Source organism: Mesorhizobium sp. WSM3862 (genome assembly GCF_002294985.1).
Lineage (GTDB): Bacteria > Pseudomonadota > Alphaproteobacteria > Rhizobiales > Rhizobiaceae > Mesorhizobium.
In genome coordinates this window covers 71,588-85,133 of the sequence record NZ_NSGE01000012.1, presented here as the reverse complement: position 1 = coordinate 85,133, position 13,546 = coordinate 71,588, and the positions used below count along the sequence as shown (strand labels likewise).

Annotated in this window: 21 protein-coding genes and 1 pseudogene; 15 read left to right on the top strand and 7 right to left on the bottom strand. The window is 61.8% G+C overall.

Annotated features, from left to right (window positions below; genetic code table 11):
* The first annotated feature begins 619 nt into the window (after positions 1 to 619).
* Positions 620 to 805, top strand: a complete 186-nt coding sequence (locus CK224_RS27200) for a DUF3606 domain-containing protein (protein WP_095779497.1) — start codon at positions 620 to 622, stop codon at positions 803 to 805.
* Between the two features lie 93 nt (positions 806 to 898).
* Here the strand turns inward: CK224_RS27200 and CK224_RS32140 are convergent, their stop codons facing one another.
* Positions 899 to 1,618, bottom strand: a complete 720-nt coding sequence (locus tag CK224_RS32140) for a KTSC domain-containing protein (protein WP_245426262.1) — start codon at positions 1,616 to 1,618, stop codon at positions 899 to 901.
* A gap of 67 nt (positions 1,619 to 1,685) precedes the next feature.
* On the opposite strand from CK224_RS32140, the gene CK224_RS31025 reads away from it, so the two are divergent.
* On the top strand, positions 1,686 to 1,994 hold the full coding sequence (locus tag CK224_RS31025; protein ID WP_141245885.1) for a hypothetical protein: 309 nt from the start codon (positions 1,686 to 1,688) through the stop codon (positions 1,992 to 1,994).
* A gap of 40 nt (positions 1,995 to 2,034) precedes the next feature.
* On the opposite strand, the gene CK224_RS27185 is transcribed toward CK224_RS31025, so the two are convergent.
* The 3 genes from CK224_RS27185 to CK224_RS27175 form a co-directional block, all read right to left on the bottom strand.
* A complete protein-coding gene (locus CK224_RS27185; protein ID WP_095779498.1) occupies positions 2,035 to 2,262 on the bottom strand; it encodes a DUF768 domain-containing protein in 228 nt (75 codons plus the stop codon).
* Complete coding sequence (locus CK224_RS27180; RefSeq protein WP_095783919.1) at positions 2,259 to 2,441, bottom strand: hypothetical protein; 183 nt, start codon at positions 2,439 to 2,441, stop codon at positions 2,259 to 2,261. The genes CK224_RS27185 and CK224_RS27180 overlap by 4 nt, the downstream gene beginning before the upstream one ends.
* 217 nt (positions 2,442 to 2,658) lie before the next feature.
* Positions 2,659 to 3,648, bottom strand: coding sequence for an SDR family oxidoreductase (locus CK224_RS27175; RefSeq protein ID WP_095783962.1), 990 nt, complete (start codon positions 3,646 to 3,648; stop codon positions 2,659 to 2,661).
* Between the two features lie 401 nt (positions 3,649 to 4,049).
* Between CK224_RS27175 and CK224_RS27170 the strand changes: the two genes are divergently transcribed.
* Together CK224_RS27170 and CK224_RS27165 are read left to right on the top strand one after the other, a co-directional pair.
* Positions 4,050 to 4,352 (top strand): DUF982 domain-containing protein, encoded by a 303-nt coding sequence (locus tag CK224_RS27170; protein ID WP_095783918.1) that lies wholly within the window; start codon positions 4,050 to 4,052, stop codon positions 4,350 to 4,352.
* A gap of 109 nt (positions 4,353 to 4,461) precedes the next feature.
* Positions 4,462 to 4,983 (top strand): ferritin-like domain-containing protein, encoded by a 522-nt coding sequence (locus CK224_RS27165; RefSeq protein ID WP_066994822.1) that lies wholly within the window; start codon positions 4,462 to 4,464, stop codon positions 4,981 to 4,983.
* Positions 4,984 to 4,999: 16 nt separating this feature from the next.
* Here the strand turns inward: CK224_RS27165 and CK224_RS27160 are convergent, their stop codons facing one another.
* Complete coding sequence (locus CK224_RS27160) at positions 5,000 to 5,209, bottom strand: hypothetical protein (RefSeq protein WP_095783917.1); 210 nt, start codon at positions 5,207 to 5,209, stop codon at positions 5,000 to 5,002.
* A gap of 66 nt (positions 5,210 to 5,275) precedes the next feature.
* Between CK224_RS27160 and CK224_RS27155 the strand changes: the two genes are divergently transcribed.
* Positions 5,276 to 5,668, top strand: a complete 393-nt coding sequence (locus CK224_RS27155; RefSeq protein WP_095783916.1) for a low affinity iron permease family protein — start codon at positions 5,276 to 5,278, stop codon at positions 5,666 to 5,668.
* A 56-nt stretch (positions 5,669 to 5,724) separates the two neighbouring features.
* Here CK224_RS27155 and CK224_RS27150 read toward each other — a convergent pair.
* A pseudogene (locus CK224_RS27150) lies at positions 5,725 to 5,965 on the bottom strand (hypothetical protein).
* A gap of 176 nt (positions 5,966 to 6,141) precedes the next feature.
* Here CK224_RS27150 and CK224_RS27145 point away from each other — a divergent pair.
* From CK224_RS27145 to CK224_RS27100, 10 genes are all read left to right on the top strand, one after another.
* Entirely contained in the window at positions 6,142 to 6,459 is a 318-nt protein-coding gene (locus CK224_RS27145) for a hypothetical protein (RefSeq protein WP_095783915.1), read from the top strand.
* A 113-nt stretch (positions 6,460 to 6,572) separates the two neighbouring features.
* On the top strand, positions 6,573 to 6,827 hold the full coding sequence (locus tag CK224_RS27140; protein WP_095783914.1) for a hypothetical protein: 255 nt from the start codon (positions 6,573 to 6,575) through the stop codon (positions 6,825 to 6,827).
* 89 nt (positions 6,828 to 6,916) lie between these two features.
* Positions 6,917 to 7,891: an alpha/beta hydrolase gene (locus CK224_RS27135; RefSeq protein WP_095783913.1), complete on the top strand. Its 975-nt coding sequence runs from the start codon at positions 6,917 to 6,919 to the stop codon at positions 7,889 to 7,891.
* Positions 7,892 to 7,984: 93 nt separating this feature from the next.
* Complete coding sequence (locus tag CK224_RS27130; RefSeq protein WP_141245488.1) at positions 7,985 to 8,416, top strand: hypothetical protein; 432 nt, start codon at positions 7,985 to 7,987, stop codon at positions 8,414 to 8,416.
* Positions 8,413 to 9,633, top strand: coding sequence for a divalent metal cation transporter (locus CK224_RS27125; protein WP_095783911.1), 1,221 nt, complete (start codon positions 8,413 to 8,415; stop codon positions 9,631 to 9,633). The genes CK224_RS27130 and CK224_RS27125 overlap by 4 nt, the downstream gene beginning before the upstream one ends.
* Positions 9,633 to 9,992 carry a hypothetical protein gene (locus CK224_RS27120; protein ID WP_095783910.1) on the top strand — a complete coding sequence of 120 codons (360 nt, stop codon included), beginning with the start codon at positions 9,633 to 9,635 and terminating at the stop codon, positions 9,990 to 9,992. The genes CK224_RS27125 and CK224_RS27120 overlap by 1 nt, the downstream gene beginning before the upstream one ends.
* Before the next feature lie 2 nt (positions 9,993 to 9,994).
* Positions 9,995 to 10,324: a hypothetical protein gene (locus CK224_RS27115; RefSeq protein WP_095783909.1), complete on the top strand. Its 330-nt coding sequence runs from the start codon at positions 9,995 to 9,997 to the stop codon at positions 10,322 to 10,324.
* Positions 10,290 to 11,126, top strand: a complete 837-nt coding sequence (locus CK224_RS27110) for a hypothetical protein (RefSeq protein WP_245426260.1) — start codon at positions 10,290 to 10,292, stop codon at positions 11,124 to 11,126. The genes CK224_RS27115 and CK224_RS27110 overlap by 35 nt, the downstream gene beginning before the upstream one ends.
* Complete coding sequence (locus CK224_RS27105) at positions 11,123 to 11,515, top strand: phage holin family protein (RefSeq protein ID WP_066994794.1); 393 nt, start codon at positions 11,123 to 11,125, stop codon at positions 11,513 to 11,515. Before CK224_RS27110 ends, CK224_RS27105 begins: the two co-directional genes overlap by 4 nt.
* Positions 11,512 to 12,411, top strand: coding sequence for a DUF3618 domain-containing protein (locus tag CK224_RS27100; protein ID WP_095783907.1), 900 nt, complete (start codon positions 11,512 to 11,514; stop codon positions 12,409 to 12,411). The genes CK224_RS27105 and CK224_RS27100 overlap by 4 nt, the downstream gene beginning before the upstream one ends.
* A gap of 158 nt (positions 12,412 to 12,569) precedes the next feature.
* Here the strand turns inward: CK224_RS27100 and CK224_RS27095 are convergent, their stop codons facing one another.
* Positions 12,570 to 13,544, bottom strand: coding sequence for a nucleoside hydrolase (locus CK224_RS27095; protein WP_095783906.1), 975 nt, complete (start codon positions 13,542 to 13,544; stop codon positions 12,570 to 12,572).
* Positions 13,545 to 13,546 lie beyond the last annotated feature (2 nt).

Here is a 13,546-nt window from a genome sequence, read left to right as displayed (position 1 = left end):
GAGAACTTTTAGATGCCGCTAAAGTTCCTTGTGAGCGCTGGCGGGCTGTCTCCTCATGCCGCGAAGGTGTTTCGGGCTCGTATCGGGGGCAGTGTGAACGCCGTCAGAGACGGCACATTCATCTTCGGCCGGAAATCCATTCCCAAGCGGAGGAACGCTAGACCCGTTGCCGTGGCCCGCCAAGGTTAGACAACGGGCCTAGCTATCGGTTGGCTTCTCAAGTCGGTGACACTGTCGCCGCAAACCGAACCCAACTCCAAAGCCCAGGGCAACGCCCGCCCAGTCATCTACGCAGTTCATTAGCAGGTCCGCAGTAACAAATGTTAATGGTTCACTACTGGCTTGGCGAGAAAGGCGCCGCTGGAGGAAAGACTGACGCAAGCGACCTTGGCCCGTCGCAGCGCCCAAGGGATCCGCGCAACGGGCCAAGTAACCCGGCCTTCGGCTTTGTTGAGGCCGGTCCTCCCATCCTCCGCCGTGGCGGGCGGAGTGACGTTAATCCTGCACGAGCGAGCAGTCCGTTTTCGATAACTTTTGTTAGTCCCGCCTAAAATTGCCGCTTGCCACGCCTGGAACATTCCTGCGCGGCCGCTGTTATTCCCTGCCGGAGGAACAAGCGATGGCAGACGACAAGAGCAAGCGTGGTGGCAGTGACCGCAACCGGGTATCAGCGGACGATGACTACGAAGTCCGGCATTTCGCCAACAAGGTCGGGCTGACGGCGCAACAGGTTCGCGATCTCATCAAACAGCACGGCAACGACCGGAAGACCTTGGAACGCGAGGCCGAAAGGCTTCGCGGATGACCAAGAGCTCCAACGCAGCGGCGATCGCCGGGATCCACGCCAAATCATGAGCAGCGCAGCACGAGCCGCTTGAACTGGACGCTGAATAGCCGGTCAATCATCGTCATCGCTTGTTACGCGACGATATCGGAAGCGATTGCGGATGTGCGCGTTGAAAAAGCGGCCCTTGGCAAAGGCTGATCGGAATGCCGCGAACGTCTCCGGCGGCACCCCCTCGAACTCGTAGCGTTTCCCGCTGGTCACAAACCATACGGAAAGAATCCCTTTGGCCGGATCATATTCTGTTTTCTTGATCGAGGTGGATGGCATGGCACGGCACCCGGTGATCTGGCATAGAGCGAACGATCCGGCCGGCCTTTTGTTTCCGAAGCTAGTGAATGAGAGCCAAGTCTCGCAGCCGACGCCGCCGTCCCAGATGCGGACGGGCAGCGGCAGCGCGAGCGCCGCATTCCATGGCATCGAAAAAGCCCGCAGACCGGAGCCTGCGGGCTGAGTATTCTGGAGGTTGGTACCTGAGTGCGCAAACCTGGCAACGTGCGCAGCAGGCATCCAATCAACAAAATCCGACAGCGACCGTTCCCTAAAATTCTGGACCTCGGCCACCGGTCCCAGCGAATGCGGGACAAATGTCGTACGGGCCAACTCAAAAGTCGGGGGGAGGAACATCTTGCCAGAAATTTCATTGGGTCGCGACTGGCGAGGATGAGCCCCTGCCACCCTCGAGGTCATTCCAACAGACGGAGAGTTCGCAAAGGTTGCCAGGCAGGCCGAGCGGCTGGGCGATAGCAGGTAATGGCAAATCAGTCTGTTCATCGGCCCCGCACTGTTCGAGGCTCTTATCCTCGGTCTGGCACTTAAGATTGGAACCACGGAGGCAATTATGATCGAAACTTCCAAGGCCTTGACCACCAAGTTGACGGGTCTCCAAGAGAGGCTGCTGGCGGCCAACGTGAGCATGGATGACATGCAGGCATTCCGAAGGGTCGCCGACCTTATGGACAACGGTCGCGGCGGCATCGACGCCGACGATCTGATCGCGCTCTCCTTTGTCATGTCGGATGACGCTGAGCGATCGCAGATGGAAACAGCGCCGGCGATCGAGCCTGCAGCCCATAGGCAGCATCGGTCTGTCGGCCGATCCCGCGGCGCGAAAGGCACGGGCTACATCGTTCCGCGCAAGGCGGGCTGAACGCGCCCCTATCCGGGTTGATTGCTGGCTGCCTTGGCTTTCAATCGGACTTGCCCGAGTCCTCAAGTCCGACGATTGCAGCCAGTATGGCATCGTAAGCGCTCCCGATCTCCTCTTCAATCTCATGCTCGGAAACACCTGCGGCCTTCGCATCTGCAAAGAGCTTGGTCGTCAATTCCGCGACGGAAATGATATCAGCGCCGACGCTGCCGCGCATCACGTTGTTGGTAATCCATTCGCCAAAGAATTCGGCCCCGCGTTCGCTCATAGGCGATGCCGCGCCTTCAGAAAATGAGCCTCTCGAAGCAGGGAATTCCAATCGGTCCCGATCAACTCGATCAGTTCGCGGGCTTGCTCTTTGGAAATGTCTGCCTCCCTGACCAATCGGCCGGCCAGGATCTCAACGGCACCGTTATGCGAGTCGCCTTTGTCGGTGTGCTCGTTCATCGAAACCTCCTAGCCTTGAAAACTGCCGAAAGGCCGACAGGTTCAGGCTTGTGCCGAAAAATCTGAATTCCTTCGGACTCTTGCCAGCGTCTGCGACTGCCTGGCCGCCCGTTTTGCTAATCAGGTTGTCTGCGGCAGCCGTCAGGCCGGATTACCAAGACGGCCGGCGGATCGAGAACCGCCTTCTTCATGAAGACCTTCATATACGCGGCCGCGGTCAATAGCCCCCAATGATCGGCAGGATCTCGCCGGTGATATAGCTGGAGCATTGCGGCGAAGCGAGAAATACATAGGCAGGCGCGATCTCTTCCGGCTGGGCTGGCCGTTTCATCGGGGTCTTTGCGCCAAACTGCGAGACCTTCTCCGCTTCCTTCTCCGACGGGTTCAGCGGCGTCCAAACCGGCCCCGGCGCCACGGCATTGACGCGAATGCCCTTGCTGATCAGGTTACCAGAGAGCGCCCGGGTGAAGGCGTGAATGCCGCCCTTGGTCATCGAATAATCGATGAGTTCCTTCGAGCCTTCGATGCCGGTGACCGACCCGGTGTTGATGATGGCCGAACCCGGCTTCATATGCGGAACGGCTTCCTGGGCCATGTGGAAGTAGCCGTAGAGATTGGTCTTCAGCGTGGTGTCGAAGTGTTGCTCGGTGAGGTCGGCGAAATCGGTCGAATGCACCTGGAAGGCAGCGTTGTTGACGAGCACGTCGAGCCTGCCGAAGGCCTTCAGCGTCCGCTCCACCGCCTTGTGGCAGAAGGTCCGCCTGGCCACGTCGCCGCGCATGATGATGCAGCGCCTGCCTTCGGCCTCGACTGCCTGCTTTGTCGTCTTCGCGTCGCGATCCTCGCTGAGATAGGCGATGGCGATATCCGCCCCTTCCCGGGCGAACAACACGGCAACTGCGCGGCCGATGCCGGAATCGCCGCCGGTGATCAGCGCCACCTTGCCTTCCAATTTGTTCGATCCCTGCCAGAACGGCGCGTCGTAGAGCGGCGCGGGCTCGATCGCCCATTCCTCGCCGGGTTTCGGATGATGCTGCTTCGGGAAAGGCGGCACTGGGTATTCCCGTGCGCCGGCCTGCATGGCGCCTTGTGATTTGGATTTGCCATTCGACTTGGCGCGATCGGTCGCGTCGACCTTGCGTTGCACGCTCCGCTGCTTGCTGGCCGCCTGCTCGGAGGTGGATTTGGTCCGCGGGGCCGATTTCATCGGTGTGGCGGAGTCGGTCATCCTGGCGGATTTCGTCGGCATTGGTGTCTCCTTCGCTTTCGAGGGACAACGCACGCGAACAGAAAAGGTTGGCCTCGCTCCGAAGCTGCCGGCTCTCAATCCGGACATCCGTCGCGACATCCGTCGAGACCTCAATCACGGCCGCCACAACCTCCGGCGCCGCTCGCCGGGACAGCGATCAGTAGGAGCAGGTTTTTTGACCGCCACGGGCCGGCTGAATGCAACTACCCGGCGGCAGCTTCGTTTTATGCGATCTCAAACAGGCGGTAGCACCATGAAATCCTTTCGGACCGATAATCCCTTGGCGGCGGCGCCGACCGCGGACCTCTTCGTCGGGCCTGCCCGGCCTGTGTGCGAATGGCTAGGACGGTGAAAGAGCCTTGAGCAGATTCCTGCCCCTCACCATCCACTTCGTCAACGGCGGCACGATGATGGTGTCGTCGATCGCTGACGCCAAGAAGGCGCTTGGCCGGAAATGGAAGAGCAAGGACTCACCAGCCTATCGCAAGGCGGTCCGGCTGGTGGAAGACGCGACCAATGGGATTTGCCGGCCGGCAATCGCCTTTGCCGCCTTCAAGAAGGCGGCCGGCGAGCAGGGTCTGCTGGAGCATGCGGGGCCCAGTGCAGCGCTCAGCATGCTCGACCAACTTTCGTCCCGCAACGGCAAGGGCACGCCGAAGTAACGCTCGCGCACCTCGGCGCGTCGTCGCGGCTTCAAAAAATATTTCGCGGGAACATCGATCGATCCCACCGGTTTTGTTTGGTCAAGAAAGTCGAACGAAGGAGACGTCGATGGCAAAGAAAAGTTCGTCCGGCGCGGCGAACGGCTTGGAAAGCCTGTTCGTGGATGGCCTGAAAGACCTTTATTATGCAGAGAAAAAGATCCTGAAGACGCTGCCTAAGATGGCCAAGGCGGCGCAGTCACAGGAAGTGGGCGCGGCCTTCGAAAAGCATCGCACCGAGACTGAAGCTCAGGTCGACCGGCTCGAGCAGGTTTTCGAAATGCTGGGCAAGCCGGCGCGCGGCAAGACGTGTCCCGCGATCGATGGCATCATTGAAGAGGGTTCGGAGATCCTCGAGGAATACAAGGACGAGCCGGCGCTCGACGCGGGCCTTGTGGCTGCCGCCCAGGCGGTCGAGCATTATGAAATAGCGCGCTACGGCACGCTGATTGCCTGGGCGGAGCAACTGGGCCTGAAAGACGCCCTCCCCTTGCTGCGCGACACTCTCAAGGAAGAATCCGCTACCGACGAGACACTTAGCAAGCTCGGCGAAAGCGGTGCGAACAAGCGGGCCATGCAGGCGGCCGCGTAAGGCGCCCGATAAACGCTTATTCGCATGCCAAAAGTCGACTTGGCGACGCGGCCCCGGTCTCTTTGACCGGGGCCGCGATTAATGACGGGGCCGCCTCCTCGCGAAACGCTGCAAGTTTTTTCAGCGGAGCGGTCGCCTTCTTGGCGTCGCGCCCGCCTTCAGTTGATTTCTTGCCGGTGCCCAGCGCCAAGGACAGGATAAACGGCTGCATCTCGGTGCAGTTCATCCGATACGCTATCGTCAGGCTGGCTTGGCGGGAAATTTCGTCAGGGTGAAAGTCCGGAGTTCAACATTGGAAAAAGCATTCAATCGGCTCGCGGAGATTGTCGCCCATGCCGCGGGCCGTGCATGGGCCTTCGCCTTGTGCCTTGTTTCGGTGGTCGTCTGGGCCATTGCCGGTCCGGCTTTTCACTATTCCGAGACTTGGCAGCTGATCATCAACACGGGGACGACGATCGTTACTTTCCTGATGGTTTTCCTGATTCAAAATACCCAGAACCGCGACGGCGTGGCCATTCAGGCGAAACTCGATGAGCTCATTCGCTCAGGCCGCGCAAAAAACGACTTCATCGGCATCGAGCATCTCACGGAAGCGGAGGCCCAAGAATTCAGAACCAGGTGTGCCGAGGCCAAGACCGCCAGCAAGGGGACGATCGCATCTCACGCCGAAAGCCGCCCTGCCTAAAACATGTCTTCCGAAAGTGGAAACCGGCTTGGGGACCAAGACATGCGTGACGCGCTTCAGTCGCCACGATGCTTGTTGTGGCCGCTTTCCTGATTCTTGCCGCGAAGCATGTTGCGGTCATCGGAGCCGACGAGGTCGGGCGTGTCGCTCCTGAGGTCCGAACCTTTCCGCCGCATCGCGCTCCGCGGCCGGCTGCTTCAGCTCCGCCTTGGCGTCGAATTCCTTGGGCGCGTTCTTCGTGTTCTCACGTTCTTCCAGAATGCGCACTTGCTGGTCATGGGTTCTGCGTCCGCTCACCGGTTCCTCCTGTTCTTTTGTCGGTAACGGCAGTTGGACTCGATCGTTCCGAACATGCGCAAGAGCGACCCGTCTGATCCTCGTTGTAACCGCTCAGACGAAAGACGCGGCAACGCAAGCTCCGCCAGAGGAACATTGGCAGACGGCGGCCGTTCTCAGCTCGAAGGAGGCGGCCCATGAGTGCAACCAAGGAGTTCTTTCGAAGCTGGCTCGAGGAGAACGTCGGGAACTTGCTTGCCGACACGCAAGTCAGCGTTCCGGTGCTTGTGCGACAGTTCGAGCAGGACGCCGACGCCGCGGGCTACGGGCACGAGGTTCGCGAGGAGGAAATCGGCAATATCGAAGATGCAATCGAACGGGCGCTCGACATGACGGCCGAGCAGGAGGACCCGACAGAAGCAAATCCTCAGGAAGAGAGCTTGCTGGCCCCGGTCATTGAAGCTCTCGAGGAGTCGGAACCGGCACAGGCGGAAGACCATGAGGATCGGGACTGACCGACTGCCGCACGAGATGGCCGGAACAAAGAGACAGCTCGCCTGTTGGGCTGCTTCTGAATAGATCGGCACGTGATCCGCCGACGTGGCAGGCCAGATAGGTAAGTAAGCCAATGACGAAGCATTCTGCAAAGGACGATCCGTCCAAACTGGGATCGGACAGTGACCGGGCGAGCGAGCAAGGCACAAAGCGAACAGATAAGCGTTTGCCGCAGGAAGATCCTGTCGAGGGCGCGCGTGACACGGTGGAGCGCGAGCTTGAACGGCAAGATCGACCGGCCGACGCTGAGGGAAGAGAGCGCGAACGCAGGGCTTTCCAGGAACAGGTCGATGAGGAGACGGAGCTGCCTCAGAAGGGCTCGGCCTGAAAGCTCCTTCTTTGGAAGCCAGCGCCTGGGTACATCCGCCGCTTCTCTCAACAGCGGCTTGTGCCATGGCTCCCTAGCAGCACGGGATCATGCCTGACATCGCCACGTTCAACGGCGTGGTCCTCCTCCTCGCCGCGGCAGCGGCCGGGCTCGCGCTCTACAATGGCCTGCGGGCGCGGCGGGCGTTGCGCGGCCGCCGTTTTGGACGCTTCGTCGAAGTCGACGGAGCGCGGCTGCACCTGATCGAGGACGGCAAGGGCATGCCGCTGTTGCTGCTGCATGGCAACGGCTCTTCGGCCGAGGATTTCACGACAAGCGGCATCGTCGACAAAGCGGCCGCAAACTATCGTGTTCTGGCTTTCGACAGACCAGGCTTCGGCAGGAGCTCGCGCCCGATCGGCAGGATCTGGTCGGCCGCCGCGCAGGCCGATCTGATCGATGCCGCGGCCGCCAAACTCGGAATTGGACGCTATATTGTTCTTGGCCACTCTTGGGGTGCCGCCGTTGCGCTCGAGATGGCGCGACGGCGCCCTGGGCGCGTTGCCGGGGTCGTGCTTGTCTCCGGCTACCACTATCCATCGCCAAGGTTCGAACTCGCCTTGTCGGGGTTGCCGATCTTGCCTTTGATCGGAACGGCCTTCCGCCACACCTTGCTGCCGCCGCTGGTCAGGCTTGGCTGGGCTTGGTCAATGCGAAAGATATTTGGCCCGGCGGCGATCTCGGCGGCATTCACCGCAACGACGAGGGAGTTGGCGAGCCGCCCCTCGCAACTGCGGTCGATCGCGGCGGAGTCCTTCCTGATGTGGATCGCAGCGGCGTTTGTGACGCCTCGGCACAACGACATTTCCGTTCCTGTTGGGATAATCGCCGGCGCCGGCGATCAGCTTTTCGACGCGCCGGCCGAGGCGTTTCGGCTGCACGTGGATCTCGCAAACTCGGTAGTCGATATCGTCTCCGATGCCGGGCATATGGTGCACCTGACAGCCCCGCAGGCGGTGCTCGCCATGATCGACAAGATCGCCGCTCTTTCGACCACCGAGGACGCGCAGCGGAGCGACCGATGAGCGGCAGTGCCGTGCAACCGGCCTTCGACGGGGAACCTTCCGATCGGCGCCGCTTTATCTCCATGTTCGAAGCAGCAGCAGTGAGAGGAAGCATTGCGCAGCATTGCTCGGCGGAAACTGCCTTTACTGCAGGTGCTTGCACTGACACTTGCTTCCTGCTCCTCGTCTGAAACCGTCGAACAGCAATCGAAGCGTGCCGCCTCGACCGCGCAGGCGGCGGTGCTGGTCACCGATGCCTGGCTCTCCGGCGCCGCGCCGTCCCACTACGCGTCCTCTGCCCTACAATCCTTCGCCGAGACACTCGCCGATGCCGGCCGGCAAGTCGAATCGGCCTCCCCGTCCGATCCTGCAAAGCGAGACACGCTGAAGGCGGCGGTCAGCCGGCTGTCCACCGCGGCAAGCGGGGCCGAGAGCGCGGTCGAGGCCGAACAGGAGGCGCAGGCCAGCCGGGCACGCAATGAGCTTCGCGCCGCGCAGGCGGATCTCGCCACGGCCTATCGCGGCTATTTCGCGCCGCAACGATGAAGAAGCTGCTGGAAATTTCGCTTGGCGTCGTGACCAGCGTCGGTGGTTTCCTGGAGGTCGGTTCGATGGCGACGGCGGCGCAGGCCGGTGCCCTGTTCGGCTTCCAACTCATCTGGGCGATCGTGCTCGGCACCATCTGCATCATTTTCTTGGTCGAGATGGCCGGTCGCTTCGCCGCCGTGAGCCACCACACCATCGCCGACGGCATCCGCGAACGCTTCGGCTTCAATGCTTTCCTTTGGCCGCTGCTTGCAGTCCTTCTGGTCAATTTCCTGGTCCTCTCCGCAGAAATAGGCGGGGTTGCCATCGCTGCCGAGCTTGCCACCGGGATCAGCTTTCAATGGTGGGCATTGCCAGCGGCTTTCCTCGCGTGGCTGCTGCTGTGGAAAGGCACGTTCGGCCTCATCGAGAAAGGCGTATCGATGCTTGGCTTGATCACGCTCTGCTTCGTCGTCGCAGCGGTGATGCTGAAGCCCGAATGGAAACAGGTGGCTGCCGGTGCCGTGCCCAGCCTGCCGCAACACGATACGGCGAACTACTGGTTCATGGCCGTCAGCATCCTCGGCGCTTCCATCTCGCCCTACCTTTTCATGTTCTATTCCTCGGGCGCGATCGAGGATCAATGGGACAAGAGCTACCTCGGCACCAATCGGGCGATTGCCGGTCTCGGCATGAGCTTCGGAGGAACGATCTCCGTGGCCGTGCTGATCGTGGCCGCGCTTGTGCTCGGCGCCCACGGCGTGAACCAGGTGGACGACTACAACCAGCTCCCGCTGATGCTGATCTCGGTGTTCGGCTTCTGGGGCTTCGTCCTTTTCGTCGCATCGCTCGGCATCGCCTGTTTCGGAGCCGCTCTGGAAGTGGCGCTGCAGCAGGCTTATCTCGTCGCGCAAGGGTTCGGCTGGACCTGGGGCGAGGATCTCAAGCCGCGCGACGATCCCGGCTTCAGTCTCGTCTACACGCTCACGCTTTTTTTTGCAGCCGTTCCGATAGCGCTTGGTCTCGACCCGCTGAGGCTCACCATCTTCTCAATGGCGTTGACCGCCGCCAGTCTGCCGCTGACGGTCGTGCCGTTCCTCTTCCTTCTGAATGACGAGCGCTATGTCGGTCAGCACCGCAACGGCGTCGTCTCTAATGCCGCCGTGATCTTCGTCATCGCGCTCGGCTTCGTGCTGGCGGTGGTGACTATTCCCCTGCAGATATTCGGAGGCACCTGATGCAGCTGCTGCGCGATATCCTGGACAAGCAGGTCGTCGACCGCGAGCAGGTCAAGATCGGCAAGGTGGATGGACTGGTCGCCGAGCTGAGGCAGGGCAAGCCGCCGAGGGTCGTTGCGGTCGAGCTTGGCGCGATTGCGCTGGCCCGACGGCTTGGCGCTCGGCCTGGTCGATTGAGCGCGCGGCTGGCCGCAAGGCTGAGCGGGAAGCAGCAGGCACGGCCGCATCGCATCGCCTGGACGAAGGTGCGCGACATCGGCGTCGACATCGAATTCGATATCGACGTGCGCAGGACCAAGATCTTGGCCTGGCAGAGCTGGCTGCGCGATCGCATCGTCGGCCGAATCCCGGGAGCCTGAGGATGGCAAATGTGAATCTCGAGCATCTGGCTGGCCGGCGCGTTCTCTCGCAGGGCGGCAGGAGCATCGGCCATATCGAGGAGGTCATCGCCGAGCAGGACGGCGACGACCTCGTCGTCACCGAATTCCATGTCGGCATCTTCGCAGCTTTTGAACGCCTATCGGCCTCGGCCATCGGCACTGCATTGCTCGACCTCTTCGCGCTGCGCCGCCGCGAGGGCCTCTACCGCATACCTTGGGACAAGCTCGATATCTCCGATCCGGCGCAGCCGCGGCTGCTCTGTTCGGATGACGAGCTTGCCGGCTTCGGAGGCGCCGATCGGGGTAAGTAGCTACTTACAAAAAATCCTGGTCACGGAAGGGAACATCGCGGCGGGCGCGAAGTTGGAACAGGCAAGGAGGAGCCTGCGCCATGAACAGTGTCATCTATCTTATCGGTCTCATCGTGGTTGTGCTCGCGATACTCTCCTTTCTCGGCTTTCATTAGGAGGCGTCATGCAGCGCGAAAATAATCAGGGCCGCGAGCCGGCCGACTTCGGCAAGGCGAAGAACGAAGTTTCCGATCGAGTTAAGAAAGAAACCCAAAGCGCCGGCGAAGCGCTCCACGATGCCCGCGACGAGGTTGCTCGCAGGGCAGTCGACTATGCGTCGGAAGCACAGGAGGCCCTGTCGGAAAGGGCCGAGGAAACGCAGCGCGACATCGGATCGAGCCTGGCGGCATTCGGCGGCGCTCTGCGTGCGGCAAGCGACCATCTGGCAAACAGCGACCAGAGCTCGGCGTCGAATTTCATGCGGGATGCGGCAGGCGGACTGGAGAGGCTGTCCTCCTCGTTGAAGCAGAAGCCCTTCGGCGAGGTGCTTGAGGAAATTCAGAACTTCGGCCGCCAAAATCCGGGCACTCTGATCGCTGGTTCGGTGCTGGCAGGACTGGCGCTCGGACGGTTCATAAAGGCTTCTCCCCCGGAAACACGCCGCGCGGGGCAGAGCGCAGCGACGCCACGGAAGACTGGGAAGACTGGTAGGGAAACGAGCAGGCAGACTGGTGCGCAGGCGAGCGAGCCATGGGATGACGCGACGACCAATTGGGGCGTCGACGGCGGCGCTTCCAGGAAGGCAGCGGAGCTAAAGAAATGAACACTCAAGACAACCAAAGCCTCGGCACTCTGGTCGCCGACCTGGCACAGCAGGTGAGCACGCTGGTGCAAACGGAGGCCAGACTCCTGCGGGCGGAGCTATCCGAGAGCGTGACTAAAGCGGAGGCCGGCGCCGTCGGGGTTCTGGGCGGCGCGGTATGTCTTCTCGCCGCGCTGATAGTGCTGCTGCAAGCGCTCGTCATTGCCCTGACCCGCCTCGGCCTGGGCGCCGGCTGGTCCGCTTTGCTCGTCGGAGTGGTCGTTGCCGTGCTGGGTGTCATCCTCCTGCGGACCGGCATGGCAAGCATGTCGCCCTCCGAGCTGGCGCCGGACCGTACGCAGGAGCAACTGAAGCGTGACGCGAACGTAATCAAGGAACAAGCGAGATGAGCGACAAATCCGCAGCCGAACTCGAACGCGAAGCCGAGGCCACGCGAGCAAGGGTGGTGGCGACCGCCGAGTCCATTCGAGGCAAGATGACGCCCGGCCAGCTCTTCGATGAGTTCACCGGTATTTTCAGCGGCGGTGCAGGCTCCGACATGCTCCACAACCTGAAGGCTCAGGTGCGAGACAATCCTCTGCCATTGACCGTAATCGGCGCCGGTCTGGCCTGGCTGATGCTGGGCAGCGGCGCTTCCGCCGCAACCGCCGCGCCCGGCTACGCGACCCGTCGCGGTTCCGACGGGCATGACGGCACATCCACGGCGGGAACCGGAGCCATGACTTCGGACACCTATGCCTCTGTCGGCGACATGGCCAGCGGTGCGGCCGGCACTGTCTCGGGAATGGCCACCAGTGCGGCCGGCACCATGTCTGACATGGCCAGCAGCGCAGCCGGCAGCGTATCTGGCATGGCCAGCGGCGCGGCGGAGACGCTGACGAACTCGGCGACAGCCACGGCCGACATGGCGACGAGGGCCACTCGTACCGCGCAGCAGTTGATGGAGGATCAGCCTCTGGCAGTCGCTGCTGTCGGTCTCGCGATCGGAGCGGCGATCGGCGCGATGCTGCCCCACACGCAACTCGAAGACGAGCGGCTCGGCGGCTATCGCGAACAGCTTCGCGAAAGGGCCGAGGACGCGCTCGAGAAGGGCGTCGACCAGGTGAAGCAGGTTGCAGCCGAAGCCTACCAGGCGGCCAGCGACGAAGCAGGACGGCAGGCGTCGAGCGAAGGTACGCTCGCTGACAAGGTCAGCGATGTCGTCAAGTCCGCCGCCGACAAAGCCGATGAGGCGGTGCACCGGAGGCTGTCCGATACCGAACCGTCCACAACGAACAAGTCCTGATCTGAACAGACCGAATCGATTTGCAAGAATCGCGTTCGAGGAACATTCGCGTCGGGCCTGGTGAACCATTCGAGCCCGACCCGTTGGATGGCTGCGGGTAGAAGCCGCGCCACAGGCTCGGCCGCGCTATCGCGGCTTTCTCGCCGGAGCGAGCCTTTTTAGCTTTTTGGGGATGGCTCCGCGAAACTTTCCCTGCAGACAGCGTAAATCCTCGCCAAGATTCCTGCAGCATCGCCACCAACGCACACCGACTGGACTGGACGCTGATCCCATTCGTTCGGTGAGTAACTGGCGGCGCCCAGTCTCTGCACGGTCATACCTGCCGCCGGGCCGTCCTCCAGCACGACAATCGAACCGGATCGGGTGGCGAATAAGTGCGGGTCGGTCAGGTAGACGGCGGCGCTGCAGTCGTGCACAAGCATACCCGCTTCGCCCCATTGCAGGTAGAAGTCGATGTAGCCTTGCGACAGTGCGGCTACCATTTGCATGGCGGCATCGGCACCTTCCGAGACCGCGGCGAGATCCTGTCGCGTCATCACCGTTCGATTTGTGAGATTGAGCGGAACCGCGGTCACTTTCCACGAGGCTGCAAACACTCGATCGGCTGCCTTCGGATCTGCGTGGATATTGGCCTCGGCAACGGGCGACACATTGCCAGGGACTTCGAACGCGCCACCCATGACGACGACGTCCTGCACCAGATCTGCTATCGCCGGATCAGCCTCCAGTGCCCGCGCCAAGTTGGTCAGGCCTCCGACAGCAAGCAACCGCACCTGACGCGGATTCTGCCGGACGGTATCGACGATGAATCGCGCGGCAGTGTCCTTCTCCTCCCGCGCTTCCTGGGCAATAGGATAATCCCCCAGCCCGTTCGCGCCATGAACATGGACAGGATAGGGGTGCGGCGCCCCGGACCAGTTTAGCGGAACGGAAGCACCGGCGTGAACGGGCGCTTTGATCCCCCAAGCCTCGGCGAGGAACCTGGCATTGCGCGTTGTAACCGATATCGATGCGTTGCCGAAGACGGTTGTGATGCCGAGCAGTTCGATGTTCGGATGACGGTGCAGGTAAAGCAGCGCGAGGGCATCATCTACGCCAGGATCGGTATCGAAAAGAATTCTCTGCTTTGTCATGT